Below are 16,840 nucleotides of genomic sequence, written 5' to 3'. Positions count from 1 at the left end.
GGTTAAGGCCATATAGGTGAGCGGGCGTCGGTGGGGAGGGGCGTCATTGTCGCTAGAGCTTGTGGCGCGATTCGATAGTTTGTTAGTATGTCAGGACAAACTATCAAAGGAGAGCAGATGCCCCTCGTCCGCATTGACGTCAACGAAGGCCGCACGCCGGAGCAGCTCGGCGAACTCAGTCGGCGAATTCATGATGCCATCCTTGCCGAGTACGGCATCCCCGAGCGCGACTACTTCCACATCATCACCGAGCATCCCGTGGGCCAGATCGTTGCGCAGGATGCCGGACTCGGCTTCGAGCGAAGTTCCGGCGTGGTCATGATCCAGATCTTCACCCAGGTCGGTCGAAGTCGCGAAGCCAAGCAGTCCTTGTTCGCTGCGATCGCCGCCCGGCTCGGCGAGATCGGCGTCCCTGGGGAGGATGTCTTCCTGGGGTACGTCGAAAACACTGCCGATGACTGGTCCTTTGGCTTCGGCAGGGCCCAGTATGTCACTGGCGAGCTTGCCGTTCCCGCGCCGTAACTCGGGCGTTTGGAGCGGATTTAGGTCCATATCACTGCGCAGTTTAGGCCATTACGTTTCGTTGTAAATATGTCAGTACAAACCTTTGACAGGACATGAATTCTGGTGCAAAGTAGTGGTTGTGGCCCCGCTCACTGCGGGCCGGCAAAAGCACTGGAGCTCTCACCGTCCCGCAAGAAGAGTTCACTACAGAAAGGTCCGCGATCACCGTGACCCACGAACTGCTCACCATCGGGCGCATCAGCGTTGATATCTACCCGAACGACATCGGTGTGGGACTGGAGGACGTGCAGTCCTTCGGTAAGTATCTGGGCGGCTCGCCGTCCAACGTGGCCGTCGCCGCCGCCCGCCACGGCCGCCGATCCGGCGTGATTACGCGCACCGGTGATGACCCCTTCGGCATTTACCTGCACCGCGAACTGCGCAAGTTCAAGGTCGACGACGTGTTCGTCACCCCGGTGCCGGGCCTTCAGACCCCGGCCACGTTCTGCGCGATCCAGCCTCCGCACGATTTCCCGCTCTATTTCTACGGCCGTTTCCCGACGGCGCCGGACCTGCAGATCAAGGCCGAGGAACTGGACCTGGAGGCCATCAAGGACGCCGGCATCTTCTGGTCCACCGTGACCGGTCTCTGCCAGGAACCGAGCCGCTCGGCCCACCTCGCGGCCCACGAAGCGCGCCCCCGCACCGGACTCAAAGAGAGCCAATACACCATCCTGGACCTGGACTACCGGCCGATGTTCTGGGCTTCCGAGGACGAGGCCCGGGCCGAGGTCGCCAAGATCCTGCCGCACGTCACGGTGGCCATCGGCAACGACAAGGAATGCGCTGTCGCCGTAGGTGAAGGAACCCCGGACGAGCAGGCTGATCGCCTCCTCGCGGCCGGCGTCGAGATCGCGGTCGTCAAGCTCGGCCCCGAAGGCGTCATGGCCAAGACCCGTACCGAACGCGTCGTTTCCGCGCCGGTCCCGGTGGAGACCGTCAACGGCCTGGGCGCGGGCGACTCCTTCGGCGGGGCCTTCTGCCACGGATTGTTGTCCGGCTGGCCTTTGGCCCAGGTCCTGGACTACGCGAACGCCGCCGGCGCGATTGTCGCCTCACGCCTCTCGTGCGCGGACGCGATGCCGACGCCGGAGGAGGTCACCTCGTTGCTCGCCGAACGCGGCCGCCTGACGCCCGCCGGCACCGACGCAGCAGCTTCCCACGCGCCAGTTTCCGAAGGAGCAACACGTTGAGCTTCAATGACGACCCCCGCCGTTACGAGCACCTGAGTGCCATCCGGCTTGAAGATCCCGACGCCGTTGCCCGCGCCGCCGCCGCACGTCGCCGCCACCCGGGGCTGAAGTACGGGACCCAGAACTTCATCGTCGCGGCCGACCACCCGGCCCGCGGCGCCCTCTCCGTCGGCTCGGACCCGGTGGCCATGGCTGACCGCCGGGAACTACTGGACCGCTTGCAGATCGCTTTGGCGAATCCCGCCGTCGACGGTGTGCTCGCGAGCCCGGACATCATGGACGACCTGCTCCTGCTGGGGGCACTTGAGGGCAAGCTTGTCTTCGGTTCGATGAACCGAGGCGGGCTGGCCGGACTGGTCAACGAGATCGACGACCGTTTCACGGGCCATACCGCAGCGGCCCTGGACGCCCTGGGCGCCGACGGCGGGAAGATGCTGACCCGGATCTGCCTCGGGGACCCGGACACCGCCAACATCCTGGAAGCCACGGCCAAAGCCGTCGACTCCCTCGCCGCGCGCAAGCTGATCGCCATGGTGGAGCCTTTCCTGTCTGTCCGGGAGGCGAACGGCAGGGTCCGCAACGACCTTTCCCCGGATGCCGTGATCAAGTCGATCGCGATTGCCGAAGGACTGGGCTCGACGAGCGCCTACACGTGGATGAAGCTGCCTGTCGTGGCCGAGATGGAACGCGTCATGGCGGCCACCACGCTGCCCACGGTCCTGTTGGGTGGGGACCCGGATGCGGGCCAGGACGAGGTCTTCGCCAGCTGGCAGGCCGCCCTTGCCCTGCCGGGAGTCCAGGGATTGACCGTGGGCCGGACCCTTTTGTATCCGGCCGACGGGGACGTGGCCGGGGCCGTTGCCACCGCCGCCTCGCTCTTGAAGACGCCAGAGCTGCTGAAGACACCTGCGAAAGTATCGGAGTAAGAGTAATGTCAACGCGCAGAATGACGGTCGCCCAGGCGGTTGTCGAGTTCCTGTCCAAGCAGTACACGGTGGACACCGTCGGCGGGAGCGAGTACCGGGAACGCCTGATCCCGGGCACCTTCGGGATCTTCGGACACGGCAACGTCGCCGGTGTGGGGCAGGCCCTCAAGCAGTACCAGCAGCTCGATCCGAGCATCATGCCGTATTACCAGGGCCGCAACGAGCAGGCCCAGGCGCACCAGGCTGTCGGCTACGCCCGGCACACCCGCCGCCGCCAGACGTTCGCGATCAGCACCTCGATCGGCCCGGGTTCCTCGAACCTGCTGACCGGCGCGGCGCTGGCCACCACCAACCGGCTGCCTGTCCTGCTGCTGCCGTCCGACACCTTCGCCACCCGGGCCGCGGACCCGGTGCTGCAGCAGCTCGAGCTGCCGTACGCCTACGACATCACGGTCAACGACGCCTTCCGTCCGCTGTCCAAGTTCTTCGACCGGGTGTCCCGGCCCGAGCAGTTGTTCTCGGCCTTCCACCATGGCCTGCGCGTCCTGACGGACCCGGCCGAGACCGGCGCGGTCACCATTTCGCTGCCGCAGGACGTCCAGGCCGAAGCCTTGGATGTCCCAGAGGAATTCCTCGCCGAGCGTGAGTGGCGGATCCGCCGCCCCGAGGCCGACGACGACGACATCCGCCGCGCCGCCGAGGCCATCCGTGCCGCGAAGCGCCCTTTGATCATCGCCGGCGGCGGCGTCCTGTACGCCTTCGCGAACGAGGAACTCGCCACGTTCGCCGAACTGACCGGAATCCCGGTGGGTAACACCCAGGCCGGCGTCGGCGTCCTTCCGTGGGACCACAAGTTCTCGCTCGGAGCCATCGGCTCCACGGGCACGACGGCGGCGAACGCCATCGCGGCCGAAGCTGACTTGATCATCGGAATCGGTACCCGTTACGAGGACTTCACGACGGCGTCGCGCACTGCTTTCCAGAACCCCGACGTGAAGTTCGTCAACATCAACGTGGCCGCGATCGACGCGTACAAGCACGGCACCGTACTGCCGATCGTCGCCGATGCCCGCAAGGCCCTCGTCAAGCTCAACGCAGCCCTCGGCGGCTACCGTGTCGGCGCGGACCTCGAGCAAACGATCGCGGCCGAGAAGAAGCGCTGGAACGGCATCGTGGATGAAGCCTTCGATACCCGGCACACCCCGCTGCCGGCCCAGAACGAGATCATCGGCGCCACCAACCGGGCCATGGATGAGCAGGACGTCGTCATCTGCGCCGCCGGCTCCCTGCCGGGCGACCTGCACAAGATGTGGCGTGTCCGGGATCCGTTCGGTTACCACGTCGAATATGCCTACTCGTGCATGGGTTACGAGATCCCCGGCGGCTTGGGCGTCAAGCGCGCGGCCCTGGCCGAGGCCGGCGCAGACGGCAAGGATCGCGACGTCGTGGTCATGGTGGGGGACGGCTCCTACCTGATGATGCACACCGAACTGGTCACCGCCGTCGCCGAACGCATCAAACTGATCGTGGTCCTTATCCAGAACCACGGCTACGCCTCGATCGGCTCGCTTTCCGAGTCGCTGGGCTCGCAGCGCTTCGGCACCCAGTACCGCGTCCTGGACAAGGAACAACACTCCTTCGACGCCGGCGAGAACCTGCCCATCGACCTGGCCCTCAACGCCGAGTCCCTCGGCGCGAAAGTCATCCGGATCGAACCGGGGGAGAAGGTCATCGCCGAACTCGAACAAGCTATCCGCGACGCGAAAGCAGCACCGGAAGACAGCGGACCGATCGTGATCCACGTCGAATCGGACCCCCTGCTGGACGCCCCGAGCTCCGAATCCTGGTGGGACGTTCCCGTTTCGCAGGTCTCCGAACTCGAATCCACCCAGCAGGCCTACCAGACGTACACAGACCACAAGAACCGCCAGCGCAAGCTGCTCGGCTAGACCCCCTCAAGCTCTCTTCAAGCACCAGACAAGGAAGTCCGCACATGTCGACGACGACCACACTGACCACCATCAAGCATTTCATCAACGGTGTAGAAACCGCCGGCGAAGGCGACCGGAGCCAGCCGGTCTACAACCCGGCCACCGGCGCCGTGACCGCTCAGCTGCGGCTCGCGAACCGGGCGGACCTGGACGCCACCGTTGCCGCAGCCAAGGCCGCGGCCGAGAAGTGGGGCGATTTCTCCCTGGCCAAGCGCACGGCCGTGCTGTTCACGTTCCGCGAACTCGTCGCTGCCCACGTGGACGAGCTCGCCGCCCTGGTCACGGCCGAGCACGGCAAGGTCATCTCCGACGCGAAGGGCGAGATCGGCCGGGGCCTCGAAGTGATCGAGTTCGCCTGCGGTATCCCGACCCTGCTCAAGGGCGACTACTCGGACCAGGTCTCCACCGGCATCGACGTGTTCTCCTTCCGCGAGCCCCTCGGCGTCGTCGCCGGCATCACCCCGTTCAACTTCCCCGTCATGGTCCCGCTCTGGATGGCGCCGATGGCGATCGCCACCGGCAACGCCTTCATCCTCAAGCCCTCGGAGCGGGATCCCTCCGCCTCGATGCTGCTGGCGAAGCTGTGGAAGCAGGCCGGGCTGCCCGACGGTGTGTTCCAGGTCCTGCACGGGGACAAGGAAACCGTCGACGGGCTGCTGACCCACCCGGACGTGGACGGGATCTCCTTCGTCGGCTCCACCCCGATCGCCCAGTACGTCCACGAAACCGCCACCAAGCACGGCAAGCGGGTGCAGGCCTTGGGCGGTGCGAAGAACCACGCGATCATCATGCCCGACGCCGACCTGGACAATGCCGCGGACCACCTGGCCGCCGCCGCGTTCGGGTCCGCCGGGGAACGCTGCATGGCCATCTCGGTCGCGGTCGCCGTCGGCGACGCCGCAGAGCTGCTCGTCAAGAAGGTCGAAGAACGTGCGCTGGCCGTGAAGGTCAAGAACGGCACCGAGCCCGACGCCGAGATGGGCCCCGTCATCACCCCGGCTTCCAAGGAACGCATCGTGCGGATCGTCACCGAAGCCGAAGCCGCGGGCGCGGCGATGGTCGTGGACGGCCGCGATTTGGTGGTCCCCGGCCACGAAGAAGGCTTCTGGGTCGGCCCCACCGTGATCGACCACGTCAAGACCGAAATGACCGCCTACACCGAGGAAATCTTCGGACCCGTCCTCGTCGTCGTCCGCGTCGAGGACCTCGATGAAGGCATCAAGCTGATCAACTCCAACCCTTACGGCAACGGCACCGCGATCTTCACCTCCTCCGGCGCCAACGCCCGCACGTTCCAGCGCTCCGTCACCGTGGGCATGGTCGGCATCAATGTCCCCTTGCCGGTACCCGTGGCCTACCACTCCTTCGGCGGCTGGAAAGCCTCGCTCTTCGGCGACAAGCACATCTACGGACCCGAAGGCGTCTCCTTCTACACCCGCGGCAAGGTCATCACCTCCCGCTGGCCCGAACCCACCCACGCCTCCGGCGCCTCCTACAACTTCCCCTCCAACTAGTCGCCACCCAACTGACTCGCAATAGATGTCGTTTTGGGCCCTCATAACGACAACAAATGCGAGTTAGTTGGGCTGCGGCCCCCGGTGGGGAGCAATCAACGTTAAGGATTGAGCAATGACAGAGAACAAACTCATCATCGGCACGGCCCCGGACTCCTGGGGCGTCTGGTTCGCGGATGACCCCAAGCAGACCCCGTGGGAACGCTTCCTGGACGAAGTGGCTGAGTCCGGCTACAAGTGGATCGAGCTGGGCCCCTACGGATACTTGCCGAACGACCCTGCCCGCCTCGCCGAGGAGCTCAAGCAGCGTGACCTCAAGGTCACGGCGGGAACGGTCTTCACGGCCTTCCATCGCGGTGCCGCACAGTACGAGGAAGCCTGGGAGCCGGCACGCAAGGTGGCTGAGCTGACTGCAGCCATGGGCGGCGAACACATCGTGGTCATTCCGGCGATGTGGCGCGACGACGTCACCGGCGAGGCCGTGGAGAGCGGGGAGCTGTCCCAGGATCAGTGGAACGATCTGTTCGCCGGCCACAACCGCATGGGCAAGGTGTTGCTGGAAGACTTCGGCCTCAAGCAGCAATTCCACTCCCACGCAGATTCCCACGTCGGCGCCCAGTCGGATATCGAGCACCTGCTCGCCGAGACCGATCCCCAGTACCTGAACCTGTGCCTGGACACCGGGCACGCGGAATACTGCGGAGCCTCCAGCCTGGAACTGATCAAGAATTACCCGGACCGCATCGGCTACTTGCACCTGAAGCAGATCAACCCGGATGTCCTGAAGAAGGTCAATGAGGAAAACATGACCTGGGCGGCAGCCAACCTGGCGGGCGTCATGACCGAACTGCCGAACGGACTGCCGGATCTTCGCGCCGTCATCGAAGCCGTTGAAGGACTTAACCGCCCGATCTTTGGCATTGTGGAACAGGACATGTACCCCGTGGCCTTCGACGTCCCGATGCCCATCGCCAAGCGCACCCGAAACTACCTGCTCTCGTGCGGCTCCCGCACGACTGTCAACTAACGCTGCCTCTCAAGCACAAACAACCAAGGACAGAAACAATGACTGACATTCTCCGCGTGGCCGTCATCGGCGCAGGCCGCATGGGCGCCGACCACATCAAGCGGCTCAGCACCCGCATCCACGGCGCCGAGGTGGCCGCCGTCGTCGACGTCGACCTCGCCCGTGCGCAGGCCGCCATCGCAGGGATCGACGGCGCCGTCGCCCTCGCCAGCGCCGATGATGCCCTCAACAACGGCGACGTCAACGCCGTGCTGATCGCGACGCCCGGTTTCCTGCACGAGGAAATCCTGTACAAGGCACTGGAGAAGGACTTCCCGATCCTCTGCGAGAAGCCGCTCACCCCGGATGCCGAGAGCGCGTGGAAGGTTGTCCAGGCCGAAACGGCAACCGGCCACAAGCGCATCCAGGTGGGCTTCATGCGCCGCTTCGACGCCGAATACGCCGCCTTGGGTTCCGTGATCCGCGATCGTGAACTCGGCGAGCTGCTCATGCTCCACCACCAGCACCGCAACCCGGACACTCCTCAGGGCTTCACCAACGAGATGCTCATCAACGACTCCGTGGTCCACGAATTCGATGCCATCCGCTTCTTCACCGGTGAGGAAATCACCTCCGTGCAGGTCCGCCTGGGCAAGGCGACGCGCAACGCCCCGAACGGCCAGCACGATCCCCAGCACGTCCTGATCGAGACCGAGTCCGGCGTCCTGGCCGACGTCGAAATCTATGTGAACGCGAAGTTCGGCTACGAAGTGGCCACCCAGGCCTCCTTCGAGGACGGCATCGTGAGCATCGGTGGCGACGGCGGTCCTTACGTCCGCAGCGCGGGCCGCTGGGGCGGCAAGGTCACGCCCGGCTTCGAAGAGCGCTTCGGTGCCGCGTACGACGTCGAGGTCCAGGCTTGGGTTGACGCCGCCCGCCGCGGCGAAATCGGCGGCCCCACCGCCTGGGACGGCTATGCCACCGCTGCGTGCTGCGAAGCCGGCGTTGAGGCCCAGAAGTCGGGCGAGAAGGTCGCGGTACAGCTCAACACCAAGCCTGAGCTGTACAAGTAGGAGTGGCCATGAAGATTGCCCTCGATCCCACCCCGTTCCACCACAGCCACGGCCTGCTGGAGTTTCCGCGGCTGGCCGCCGACCTCGGCTACAAGTACCTCCAGCTGACCCCGCACGCGGACTTCATCCCGTTCTTCAACCACCCGAAGGCCGACGACGAACTTGTGGGCCAGCTGAAGAAAGCCTGCAAGGACGCCGACGTCGAGATCGCCTCGGTGCTCCCGGTGCTGCGTTGGTCCGGACCCGACGAAGACGCTCGCGAGGCCGCTGTCCGTTACTGGAAGCGCGCCATCCGGATCACGGTCGATCTTGGCGTGCAGACGATGAATACCGAATTCAGCGGCCGCCCGGAAAAGGCGGAGGAGTCCGAAAGGGCCTTCTACCGTTCCATGGAAGAGCTGCTGCCGATAATCGAGCGCGAAGGCCTGGACGTCCTCATCGACCCGCACCCGGACGACTTCGTGGAGGACGGACTCGCCGCGCTGCGTGTCATCCGTGGCGTGAATTCGCCCAACATCGGTATGGTCTACGTTGCCTCCCACACGTTCCACATGGGCAACAAGCCGCTCGACATCATGCGGGCCGCGGGGGACAAGCTGCGCTTGGTCCACGTGTCCGACACCATGGACCACCACGCCTCCCACGGGCTGCGCTACATCACCAACCCGCCGGGAAACGCCGTGCGCGTCCACCAGCACCTCAAGATCGGCGACGGCGACGTCAACTGGGACGAGTTCTTCGGCGGACTCAAGGAAATCGGCTTCCTGGACAAGGACAACACGGTCATGGTGTCCAGCGTCTTCGCCGAGGACGACAATGCCAACGAGGTGTCCCGCTACCAGCTGGAGACCATGGGCAAATACATCGCGAAGGTCCAATAAGGGGGGCCGCGGCTGGACCGGTTTACGGGGTCTTGCCGGGGTTGCGTGCGCTGGCGGCGCGGGCGACGTGGCTTCGGGCGTGTTCGACGGCTGGGCCCAGTTCGGTGAAGAGGTGGTTGTGGTGGCGAAGGGAGTCCAGGACCCCCACCTGGGTGACGAGCCGAAGGTGGCGTTCCTGGATCCCTTTGATCAGCACGGTGATTCCGCGGCGTTCCAGGGCCTGGACGATGTCTGTGATGGTTCTGGCACCGGTTGCGTCCAGGATCTGCAGCTGCGACATGCGGATGATCACGACGTCGACGTTCCGGATGGCGCTGACCCGCTCCAGGACGCGCTCGGCAGCGGCGAAGAATAGTGCCCCGTCGAGCCGGAACACGGCGATGTGCTCGTCCCCTTCGTGGACCGGGCCGGGGATTTCTTCCCGGTGCACACCGCTGGACCGGACCAAAGCACGCAAGGCGAAGAATGCAGCGACGGCGATCCCGATCTCCACGGCCTCGATCAGGTCGAAGGAAACGGTGATCAGTGCGGTGACGAAGAACACGACCGTGTCGGCGCGGGTCGATCCGATCACGCTGCGCAGCGTCTTGAGGGAGACCATGCGAGTCGCGGTGACCATCAGGACCCCGGCCAAGGCAGCAAGGGGGATGCCGGAAACCGGGCCGGTGGCCAGGTACACCACGGCAAGCAGGACCAGCGCATGGGTAATGGCGGCAAGGCGTGTCCTGCCCCCGGAACGAATGTTGACCGCTGTGCGGGCGATGGCACCAGTGGCCGGCATGCCGCCGAAGAATCCGGACGCGACGGACGCGAGGCCCTGGCCCAGGAGCTCACGGTCCGCGTCATAGGGGCCGGTATCCGAGATCGACGCTCCGACCCGTGCAGAGAGCAGTGACTCGATCGCGGCCAGGGCCGCGATCGTAGCCGCGGACCCGGCCAGCGCGGTGATCGTCCCCAGGTCCAGGGAGGGGATCATCGGGGCCGGCAGGGAATCGGGCAGCGCACCGATCCGGGTCACAGGCGGGTCGAGGAACTGTGCGGCCACAGTGGCAATGATGATCGCGATGAGCGAGCCCGGGATCCGGGGGTGGATCCGCGGTGACGCAATCATGATCACCGCCACCAGAGCCACCACGGCAACCGGCGCAAGGAACGAGGCAGGGGACACGGTGCCGATGGCCTGGGCGGCAGAGATGACGGCGTTGCTGCTGGGGCCCGGCTTGGTGCCGAACGCGGCAGGGACCTGCTGGAGGAAGATGATCACCGCGATTCCGACGGTGAAGCCCTCGATCACCGGCCAGGGCAGGAGCGTCACGACCCGCCCGAGTTTGAGTAGCCCCGCGGCCACCACTATCACCCCGGCAAGGACCGAGACCGCGGCCAGCGCCCCGAGCCCGTGGGCGGCGATGACCGGGCCCAGAACCACGACCATGGCGCCGGTGGGTCCGGAGACCTGGATGTTGGAACCACCGAAGACGGCCGCGATCACGCCGGCGATCACCGCGGTGATCAATCCGCTGGCCGCACCCGCGCCGGAGCTGACACCAAATGCCAGGGCCAGCGGCAGCGCGACGATGCCGACCGTGACCCCGGCAATCAAGTCTCCTTTCCAGGTACCGGGCAATAGCGCGTAATCCTGCCGCCCGGGCAGCAAGGCTCGGACCGCGACCAGTAGCTTCACCGGGTGCTGGCCGCTGCGGCTGACGCGGATGCAGTCGCTTCCGAGGACTCAAGCTGCGCCCGGGTGGTGTGCAGAATGTCGTTGAGCAGCAGTCTGGCGACGGAGAGGAGTTCCGCGACTTGTGGGTAGGCCAGGGTGTAGAACATCTGCAGCGCCCGTCGCTCTCCCTTGACGAGGTGGTATCGGCGCAGCACCGACAGATGCTGGGACAGGTGCGAGGCCTCCAGGCCCGTTGCGGCCAGAAGCTCAGTCACTGACACTTCGGGCGCGGCCGACAGCAGCTCCAGTACCCGGATCCTGACCGGGTGGGCCAGCCCCTTGAACAGATTGGCCTTCACCTCGTATAGCGGTGCCCGGAAATCCGCGAACTCTTCCATGATTGCCTCCCTGGCCCACACCACGAGTCTTTGCTTGACTATTTTATGGATTCATCATCCAGTGTAACAAGGGTGGGAATAGAGAGCCCTGCAGGCCAACACAAGAGGGCCCCATCTCGGATGAGGCCCTCCTCTGTGGTTCGGTGAACCGGCTAGCGAGGAACCCCCTACGCCGTCACCTCCAGCGACGCTTCCAGCGCTGCGTCGGCATCCCGCAGGACCTTGGCTGCCACTTCGAGTCCTTCGATCCGGCCGAGGGAAGTGTCTTCGTGCTCGATGTTGACCAGCATGTTCGGGTCCACTTCATAGAGGGCACGCAGGAACTCGGTCCAGTAGGCGGTGTCGTGCCCGCGGCCGAGGGCAACGAAGTCCCACGCGGAGTTCTTGGGCCACCCGTTGGCCCATTCGTCGCCGCCGAGGTTGGTGCGGCTTTCCTCCGGGGAGAGCCGGCGGAAGCTGTTGTCGAGCACCCCGTAGAGGGCTGCGTTCGCGGTGTTGATGCGCACGTCTTTCGCGGCTGCCTGGAAGACCAGGGGTCCGAGTTCGCGGACCACGGCTACCGGATCCATCTGCTGCCAGAACAGGTGCGAGGCATCCAGTTCGACGCCGACGTGGGTGGCGCCCGTGAGTTCGATGAGCTTGTGGACATCTGCGGAGTTGAACACGATGTTCTGCGGGTGCAGTTCGAGGGCTACCTTGACGCCATACCCAGCGGCCAGGCGGTCTGTCTCGCGCCAGAACTTCGCTGCGATGTCCCACTGGTAGTCCAGCACGTCCAGGGCCGCCGAGTTCCAGGCGTTGACGACCCAGTTGACCGTGGTGGCTCCCGGCTCGCCCCCGGGCACGCCGGACATGGTCACTACCCGGTTCTGGCCGAGGCGCTCTGCAAGCCGGATGGAACGGCGGATGTCCTCGGCATGCTTCTCGCCGATCTCGCGCTTGGGGTGCAAGGGGTTGCCGTTGCAGTTCAGTCCTGCGATCGCGACGCCGGTCCCCTCGAAGATCGCGAGGTAGTCGTCGCGGGCGGCATCCGAGACAAGAATGTCGTCGAAGGTGGGGACGTGGACCGCGGGGAGGAAGCCGCCGGTGTTGATCTCGATGCCCGTCAGACCCAGGTCCGCGATGACCTTCAAGGCCTCGGGAAGCGGCCTGTCGTGCAGGATTGCGTTGTAGACGCCGAGTTTCATAGCGTGATGGTCTTTCCGTTGTTGAGTGCGGATTCGGTGACGGCGCCGAGCAGTTCCATGTTGCGGACGCCTTCGTCGAACGTGGCGCAGCGGGGGAGTGACTCGGATTCCGGAAGTCCGGCGACCTCCTCGAGGAACGCCCGGGCCTGGTAACCGAAGGCGTCGTTCTGCCCGAAGCCCACTTCGGGGGCGTCCATGGCGAGGCCGCCGGCGATGTAGGGGTGGCCCGGGCCGAGGATGACCTGGCGGTAGCCGTTCTCGTTGCCGGAGCCATCGTTGAGGAAGAGCTGGATTTCGGAGGGGCGGCGCTGGTCGAACTTCGCCGCACCGTTTTCGCAGAACACTTCGAAGTTGAGGCTGTTGGCGTGGCCGGCTGCAACGCGGGACACTTCGAAGCTGCCCGCGCCGTTCTCGAATGCTGCGTTGAAAGCAGCGTAGTCGTCGTTCTCTACGGCCTCGAAGGTGTCGCTGACAGCGGCGTGGTCGTGGCCCATGACGGCGCCAAGGGGCACAGGGCGCTTGTCGATGACGGTGCTCAGGCGACCGCCGCTGATGGACGTGATGTCGCCGCACAGGAACTCGGAGACATAGGCCAGGTGGCTTCCGACGTCGGCCAGCGCACCGGAGCCGGGACCCCCCTTGTAGCGCCAGCTCATGGGAGCGGAAGGGCTGAAGCCGTAGTCGGTCCAGTAGCGGCCGCTGAAGTGCAGCACCTTGCCGAGGACGCCGGTGCGGATCAAGTCGCGGATGTAGGCGATGCCCGGTGTGCGGCGGAACGTGAAGCCGATGCGCGCGATGCTGGAAGCGTTGCGGGCTGCGTCCGCCATGGCCCGGGCGTCCTCGATCGAGTCGCTCAGCGGCTTCTCGCAGAGGACGTGCTTCCCTGCGGCCAGGAGTCCCTCGACCACCTCGCGGTGAAGAGAGTTCGCGATGACGACACTCACGACGTCGATATCGTCCGCTTCCGCGATCGCCTGCCATGAGGTGTCATTGCGTTCGTAGCCGAAACGCCGGGCAGCGAGGGACCCGAACTCCGGGTTCACGTCGCCGATCGACACGAGGCGCACCGGCGGAAGCACGGGGCTGTAAAGGGCAGACGCTGTGCGGTAGGCCGCCGCGTGTGCCTTGCCGGCCATTCCTGCGCCGATGACGGCGACCCCTAGGCTCTCAGCCATTGATTTCTCCTTCGAAATTCAGCCTGGGTGTCGAGCACACCGGGGCATTTTGGAGCGCTACAATTTAGCACTGGACTTACAGCGTAATCATGTGAGTATGTCCTGTCAATGTCTTGGGAATACCCTTGACAGCAGAGGAGAAAGGTTCCCGAACCATGAGTGCCAGCAGTCCAAAAACCCGCCGCCCCACCATCTATGACGTTGCCAAGCTAGCCGGCGTCTCGCCGTCGTTGGTGTCCTTGGTCCTCCAAGCGCCGGCGAGGGTCAGTGACAAGCGCCGCGAAGCCGTCCAGGCCGCAATATCGGAGTTGGGCTACCGGCCCAGCCGGGCCGCGACAACCCTCGCGAGCAATCGGACCAAGAGCATCGGCCTGGTGATCGACGACTACCGGAACCTCTGGTTCGTGGACCTGCTGAGGGGTATGGAATCCGTCCTCTCCGATCTCGGATACCACGTCATGCTGGCCGACTCCCGGCCCGGCGAGCACCGCATCAAAGAAGCCACGGACGGCCTCCTCGCCATGCACATTGATGCGCTGGTGATCGCGGCGGAACCGAGCGAGCCTATGCTGGCGCGGACCTGGGTACCCACGGTGGTGGCCGGATGGCGCATGGGGGTGCCGAGCGGCGCCGACCTCATTACCAACGACGACGACGGCGGAGGCGGCCTGGCCGCGAGCCACTTGCTGGAGCTGGGCCACACCCGCATCGGCCATCTCTCAGGGTCCGACGGCGCGTCAGCCCATCGGCGCGCCGGTTTCCGGCGGCAGATCCAGGCAGCCGGCGTCGAACTCCTGATTGCCGAGTCCCAAGGTACTTCGGAGGAAGATGGCTACGCCGGCGCCTCCTGGCTGCTGGACCACCATCCGGACACCACCGCGATCTTCGCGGCCAACGACACCATGGCCGTGGGCGCCTTCGCCGTCCTCAAGGCCAGGGGCCTTCGCGTGCCCAACGACATTTCTGTGATCGGCTACGACAATTCCCCGCTGGCCAAGTCGAGGTACTTGGACATCACTTCCGTCGACAACCGAAGCGACGTTGTCGGCATTAATGCTGCGCACAGGCTGCTCGCCAGGATTGAAGACCCCGCCATCAAGCCCGAGCGCACCCTGATTGATCCCGTCCTGGTGGTGCGAAGCACCACGTCTCGGCCCGCCCCGTAGCCCCGATCTGAACGGTGTTCCCCGGGAGATCACGTGACCATCTCACGTAAAAACATCCTAATGTCAGGACAAAGTATTGACATCTGTGAGGCGAGTCACCATGATCTGTGTAGAGGGCTTTGAGCTCCTGCAGAGTGGCAGGGCCACAACCCCAATCAAAGGAGATAAATCGTGAAGAAGTTTTCCTGGCGGAAGGCGGCACTCGTTGCGGCCGTCGTTCCGATGATGGCTCTAAGCGCTTGTTCCAGCACGGGCGGGAAGCCAGCTGACAGCGGTAACGCCGCCGGCGGCGGTCAAGCCGTCAGCACTCCGCGTATGAAAGTCGCCCTCATCACCCACGCGGCGGCAGGCGATACATTCTGGGATATCGTCCGTAAGGGCGCTGAGGAAGCGTCCGCGAAGGACAATGTTGACCTCCTGTACACAAGCGACCCCGAAGCTGGCCGCCAGGCCCAGCTCGTGCAGCAGGCTATCGACCAAAAGGTTGACGGTATAGCCGTCACGCTCGCCACGCCGGATGCCCTCAAGGACGTCCTTAAGAAAGCAACCGATGCCGGTATCCCCGTAGTGAGCCTCAACGCCGGCGAAGGCGTCTCGGCACAGCTCGGCGCGTTCACCCACTTCGGCTCGAACGAGAAGCTCGCTGGCGAGGCCGTCGGAACCAAGCTTGCATCGCAAGGCTTCAAACACCCGGTCTGCGTGATCCAGCAGCAAGGCCACGTTGGCCTTGAGGCACGGTGTGCCGGTGTCAAGGCGAAAGTGCCTGGAACGGAAATCCTTTACGTCGATGGCAAGGACATGACTGCGGTCCAGTCCACCGCTACTGCGAAGCTCCAGGCAGCCAAGGATGCAGATGTCATCATCGGCTTGGGCGCGCCGATCACCCTCACGCTCCTCAAGTCCGTCACGGACGCCAGCAGCTCTGCAAAGGTGGCCAGCTTCGACCTGAACGCGGACCTCGCCCAGAAAATCGTGGACGGCTCTGTGATCTTCACCGTGGACCAGCAGCCGTGGCTCCAGGGCTACATGTCCGTTGACTCCCTGTGGCAGGCCAAGCGCGGCGGCTTCAAGCTCGGCGGCGGCCAGCCCGTTCTGACCGGTCCCACCATCGTGGACAAGTCCAACGCTTCCGACGTCCTCAAATTCGCCCAGCAGGGCGTCCGCTAGATCCAGGATTCTGGCCGCGCGGCGGGTGACCGCCGCGCGGCCTGACCAACAAGGAGTTCTTCCTATGGCAAACACAGCAACCCTGCCGCCGGCACCGGCTTCGGCCCCCGGCGATGAGCGGATCGGACGCCGGAGCCCGGTCCAGAAGTTTCTGGGCAGGCCTGAAGTCGGCGCCCTCGTGGGGGCCGTTGTTCTCTTCATTTTCTTCGCTTCGGTGTCCCAGACGTTCACGCAGCCGAACGCGCTCGCGACCGTGCTGTATGGTTCTTCGACGATCGGGATCATGGCGGTGGGGGTGTCGCTGTTGATGATCGGCGGCGAGTTCGACCTTTCCACCGGTGTAGCCGTGATTTCCTCGGCCCTGACTGCCTCGCTGTTCAGCTGGAACTTCTCGCTGAACGCGTGGGTCGGCGTCGTGCTGGCGCTCGTCGTTTCGCTCGGCATCGGTTTCATCAACGGCTGGATCCTGGTCAAGACGAAGCTGCCGTCCTTCATCGTGACGCTCGCGACGTTCCTGATGCTCACGGGCCTGAACCTGGCCCTGACCCGGCTGATTGGCGGGTCCGTGTCCTCGCCGTCGATTTCCAAGCTGGACGGGTTCGAGTCGGCGCATGCGGTGTTCGCGTCGTCGGTCAGCATCGGCGGGGTCGAGGTGAAGATCACGGTGTTCTTCTGGATCATCCTGGTCGCGATCGCGTCCTGGGTGCTGCTGCGCACGAAGGTGGGCAACTGGATCTTCGCCGCCGGCGGGGACGCGAACGCTGCCCGTGCGGTGGGTGTCCCGGTGACCAAGACCAAGATCGGCTTGTTCATGGCGGTGGGGTTCTGCGGCTGGGTCCTGGGCATGCACAACCTCTTCGCGTTCGACGCGGTGCAGTCCGGTGAGGGCGTGGGCAACGAGTTCCTGTACATCATTGCCGCGGTGATCGGCGGCTGCCT

General features: G+C 65.0%; 15 protein-coding genes. 11 read left to right on the top strand and 4 right to left on the bottom strand.

Annotation, left to right across the window (positions count from 1 at the left end):
• Positions 1–117 precede the first annotated feature (117 nt).
• The 8 genes from AC1DJB_RS05405 to AC1DJB_RS05370 all read left to right on the top strand — a co-directional run bounded on the left by AC1DJB_RS05405 (position 118) and on the right by AC1DJB_RS05370 (position 9,148).
• Complete coding sequence (locus tag AC1DJB_RS05405; RefSeq protein ID WP_441432784.1) at positions 118–522, top strand: tautomerase family protein; 405 nt, start codon at positions 118–120, stop codon at positions 520–522.
• Positions 523–731: 209 nt separating this feature from the next.
• Positions 732–1,757, top strand: a complete 1,026-nt coding sequence (iolC, locus tag AC1DJB_RS05400) for a 5-dehydro-2-deoxygluconokinase (RefSeq protein ID WP_441432770.1) — start codon at positions 732–734, stop codon at positions 1,755–1,757.
• A complete protein-coding gene (locus AC1DJB_RS05395) occupies positions 1,754–2,683 on the top strand; it encodes a Cgl0159 family (beta/alpha)8-fold protein (RefSeq protein ID WP_307052785.1) in 930 nt (309 codons plus the stop codon). The genes iolC and AC1DJB_RS05395 overlap by 4 nt, the downstream gene beginning before the upstream one ends.
• Before the next feature lie 20 nt (positions 2,684–2,703).
• Positions 2,704–4,632: a 3D-(3,5/4)-trihydroxycyclohexane-1,2-dione acylhydrolase (decyclizing) gene (gene iolD / locus AC1DJB_RS05390; protein WP_476910061.1), complete on the top strand. Its 1,929-nt coding sequence runs from the start codon at positions 2,704–2,706 to the stop codon at positions 4,630–4,632.
• Positions 4,633–4,676: 44 nt separating this feature from the next.
• Complete coding sequence (locus AC1DJB_RS05385; RefSeq protein ID WP_441432771.1) at positions 4,677–6,188, top strand: CoA-acylating methylmalonate-semialdehyde dehydrogenase; 1,512 nt, start codon at positions 4,677–4,679, stop codon at positions 6,186–6,188.
• Between the two features lie 115 nt (positions 6,189–6,303).
• Positions 6,304–7,215, top strand: a complete 912-nt coding sequence (locus AC1DJB_RS05380; protein WP_476910014.1) for a sugar phosphate isomerase/epimerase family protein — start codon at positions 6,304–6,306, stop codon at positions 7,213–7,215.
• A 38-nt stretch (positions 7,216–7,253) separates the two neighbouring features.
• On the top strand, positions 7,254–8,267 hold the full coding sequence (locus AC1DJB_RS05375; protein WP_284989650.1) for a Gfo/Idh/MocA family protein: 1,014 nt from the start codon (positions 7,254–7,256) through the stop codon (positions 8,265–8,267).
• A gap of 8 nt (positions 8,268–8,275) precedes the next feature.
• Positions 8,276–9,148 carry a sugar phosphate isomerase/epimerase family protein gene (locus AC1DJB_RS05370; RefSeq protein WP_441432773.1) on the top strand — a complete coding sequence of 291 codons (873 nt, stop codon included), beginning with the start codon at positions 8,276–8,278 and terminating at the stop codon, positions 9,146–9,148.
• Positions 9,149–9,170: 22 nt separating this feature from the next.
• Here the strand turns inward: AC1DJB_RS05370 and AC1DJB_RS05365 are convergent, their stop codons facing one another.
• The 4 genes from AC1DJB_RS05365 to AC1DJB_RS05350 all read right to left on the bottom strand — a co-directional run bounded on the left by AC1DJB_RS05365 (position 9,171) and on the right by AC1DJB_RS05350 (position 13,568).
• On the bottom strand, positions 9,171–10,829 hold the full coding sequence (locus tag AC1DJB_RS05365) for a SulP family inorganic anion transporter (RefSeq protein ID WP_476910013.1): 1,659 nt from the start codon (positions 10,827–10,829) through the stop codon (positions 9,171–9,173).
• The gene (locus tag AC1DJB_RS05360; protein WP_284989653.1) at positions 10,826–11,206 is read right to left on the bottom strand and encodes an ArsR/SmtB family transcription factor; all 381 of its coding nucleotides are present in this window, start codon (positions 11,204–11,206) and stop codon (positions 10,826–10,828) included. Before AC1DJB_RS05360 ends, AC1DJB_RS05365 begins: the two co-directional genes overlap by 4 nt.
• 167 nt (positions 11,207–11,373) lie before the next feature.
• Positions 11,374–12,393: a sugar phosphate isomerase/epimerase family protein gene (locus AC1DJB_RS05355; RefSeq protein WP_441432775.1), complete on the bottom strand. Its 1,020-nt coding sequence runs from the start codon at positions 12,391–12,393 to the stop codon at positions 11,374–11,376.
• Positions 12,390–13,568 (bottom strand): Gfo/Idh/MocA family protein, encoded by a 1,179-nt coding sequence (locus AC1DJB_RS05350; RefSeq protein ID WP_306962934.1) that lies wholly within the window; start codon positions 13,566–13,568, stop codon positions 12,390–12,392. The genes AC1DJB_RS05355 and AC1DJB_RS05350 overlap by 4 nt, the downstream gene beginning before the upstream one ends.
• 155 nt (positions 13,569–13,723) lie before the next feature.
• Here AC1DJB_RS05350 and AC1DJB_RS05345 point away from each other — a divergent pair, with 155 nt between their 5' ends.
• The 3 genes from AC1DJB_RS05345 to AC1DJB_RS05335 all read left to right on the top strand — a co-directional run.
• Entirely contained in the window at positions 13,724–14,734 is a 1,011-nt protein-coding gene (locus AC1DJB_RS05345; RefSeq protein WP_441432776.1) for a LacI family DNA-binding transcriptional regulator, read from the top strand.
• Positions 14,735–14,905: 171 nt separating this feature from the next.
• Positions 14,906–15,901, top strand: coding sequence for a substrate-binding domain-containing protein (locus AC1DJB_RS05340; protein WP_284989657.1), 996 nt, complete (start codon positions 14,906–14,908; stop codon positions 15,899–15,901).
• Positions 15,902–15,965: 64 nt separating this feature from the next.
• A partial coding sequence (locus tag AC1DJB_RS05335; RefSeq protein WP_476910012.1) for an ABC transporter permease occupies positions 15,966–16,840 on the top strand: 875 nt, incomplete at its 3' end.

It is taken from the genome of Arthrobacter sp. 01T428 (genome assembly GCF_056398685.1).
The sequence above is the reverse complement of the archived record's forward strand: the minus strand, read 5'-3'. Positions and strand labels throughout refer to the sequence as shown.

Bases quoted from the DNA above. Each gene is read 5' to 3' on its own strand.
- AC1DJB_RS05405 (WP_441432784.1), top strand. From the start codon at position 118: ATGCCCCTCGTCCGCATTGACGTCAACGAAGGCCGCACGCCGGAGCAG.
- iolD (WP_476910061.1), top strand. From the start codon at position 2,704: ATGACGGTCGCCCAGGCGGTTGTCGAGTTCCTGTCCAAGCAGTACACG.
- AC1DJB_RS05385 (WP_441432771.1), top strand. From the start codon at position 4,677: ATGTCGACGACGACCACACTGACCACCATCAAGCATTTCATCAACGGT.
- AC1DJB_RS05380 (WP_476910014.1), top strand. From the start codon at position 6,304: ATGACAGAGAACAAACTCATCATCGGCACGGCCCCGGACTCCTGGGGC.
- AC1DJB_RS05375 (WP_284989650.1), top strand. From the start codon at position 7,254: ATGACTGACATTCTCCGCGTGGCCGTCATCGGCGCAGGCCGCATGGGC.
- AC1DJB_RS05370 (WP_441432773.1), top strand. From the start codon at position 8,276: ATGAAGATTGCCCTCGATCCCACCCCGTTCCACCACAGCCACGGCCTG.
- AC1DJB_RS05360 (WP_284989653.1), bottom strand. From the start codon at position 11,206: ATGGAAGAGTTCGCGGATTTCCGGGCACCGCTATACGAGGTGAAGGCC.
- AC1DJB_RS05355 (WP_441432775.1), bottom strand. From the start codon at position 12,393: ATGAAACTCGGCGTCTACAACGCAATCCTGCACGACAGGCCGCTTCCC.
- AC1DJB_RS05350 (WP_306962934.1), bottom strand. From the start codon at position 13,568: ATGGCTGAGAGCCTAGGGGTCGCCGTCATCGGCGCAGGAATGGCCGGC.
- AC1DJB_RS05345 (WP_441432776.1), top strand. From the start codon at position 13,724: ATGAGTGCCAGCAGTCCAAAAACCCGCCGCCCCACCATCTATGACGTT.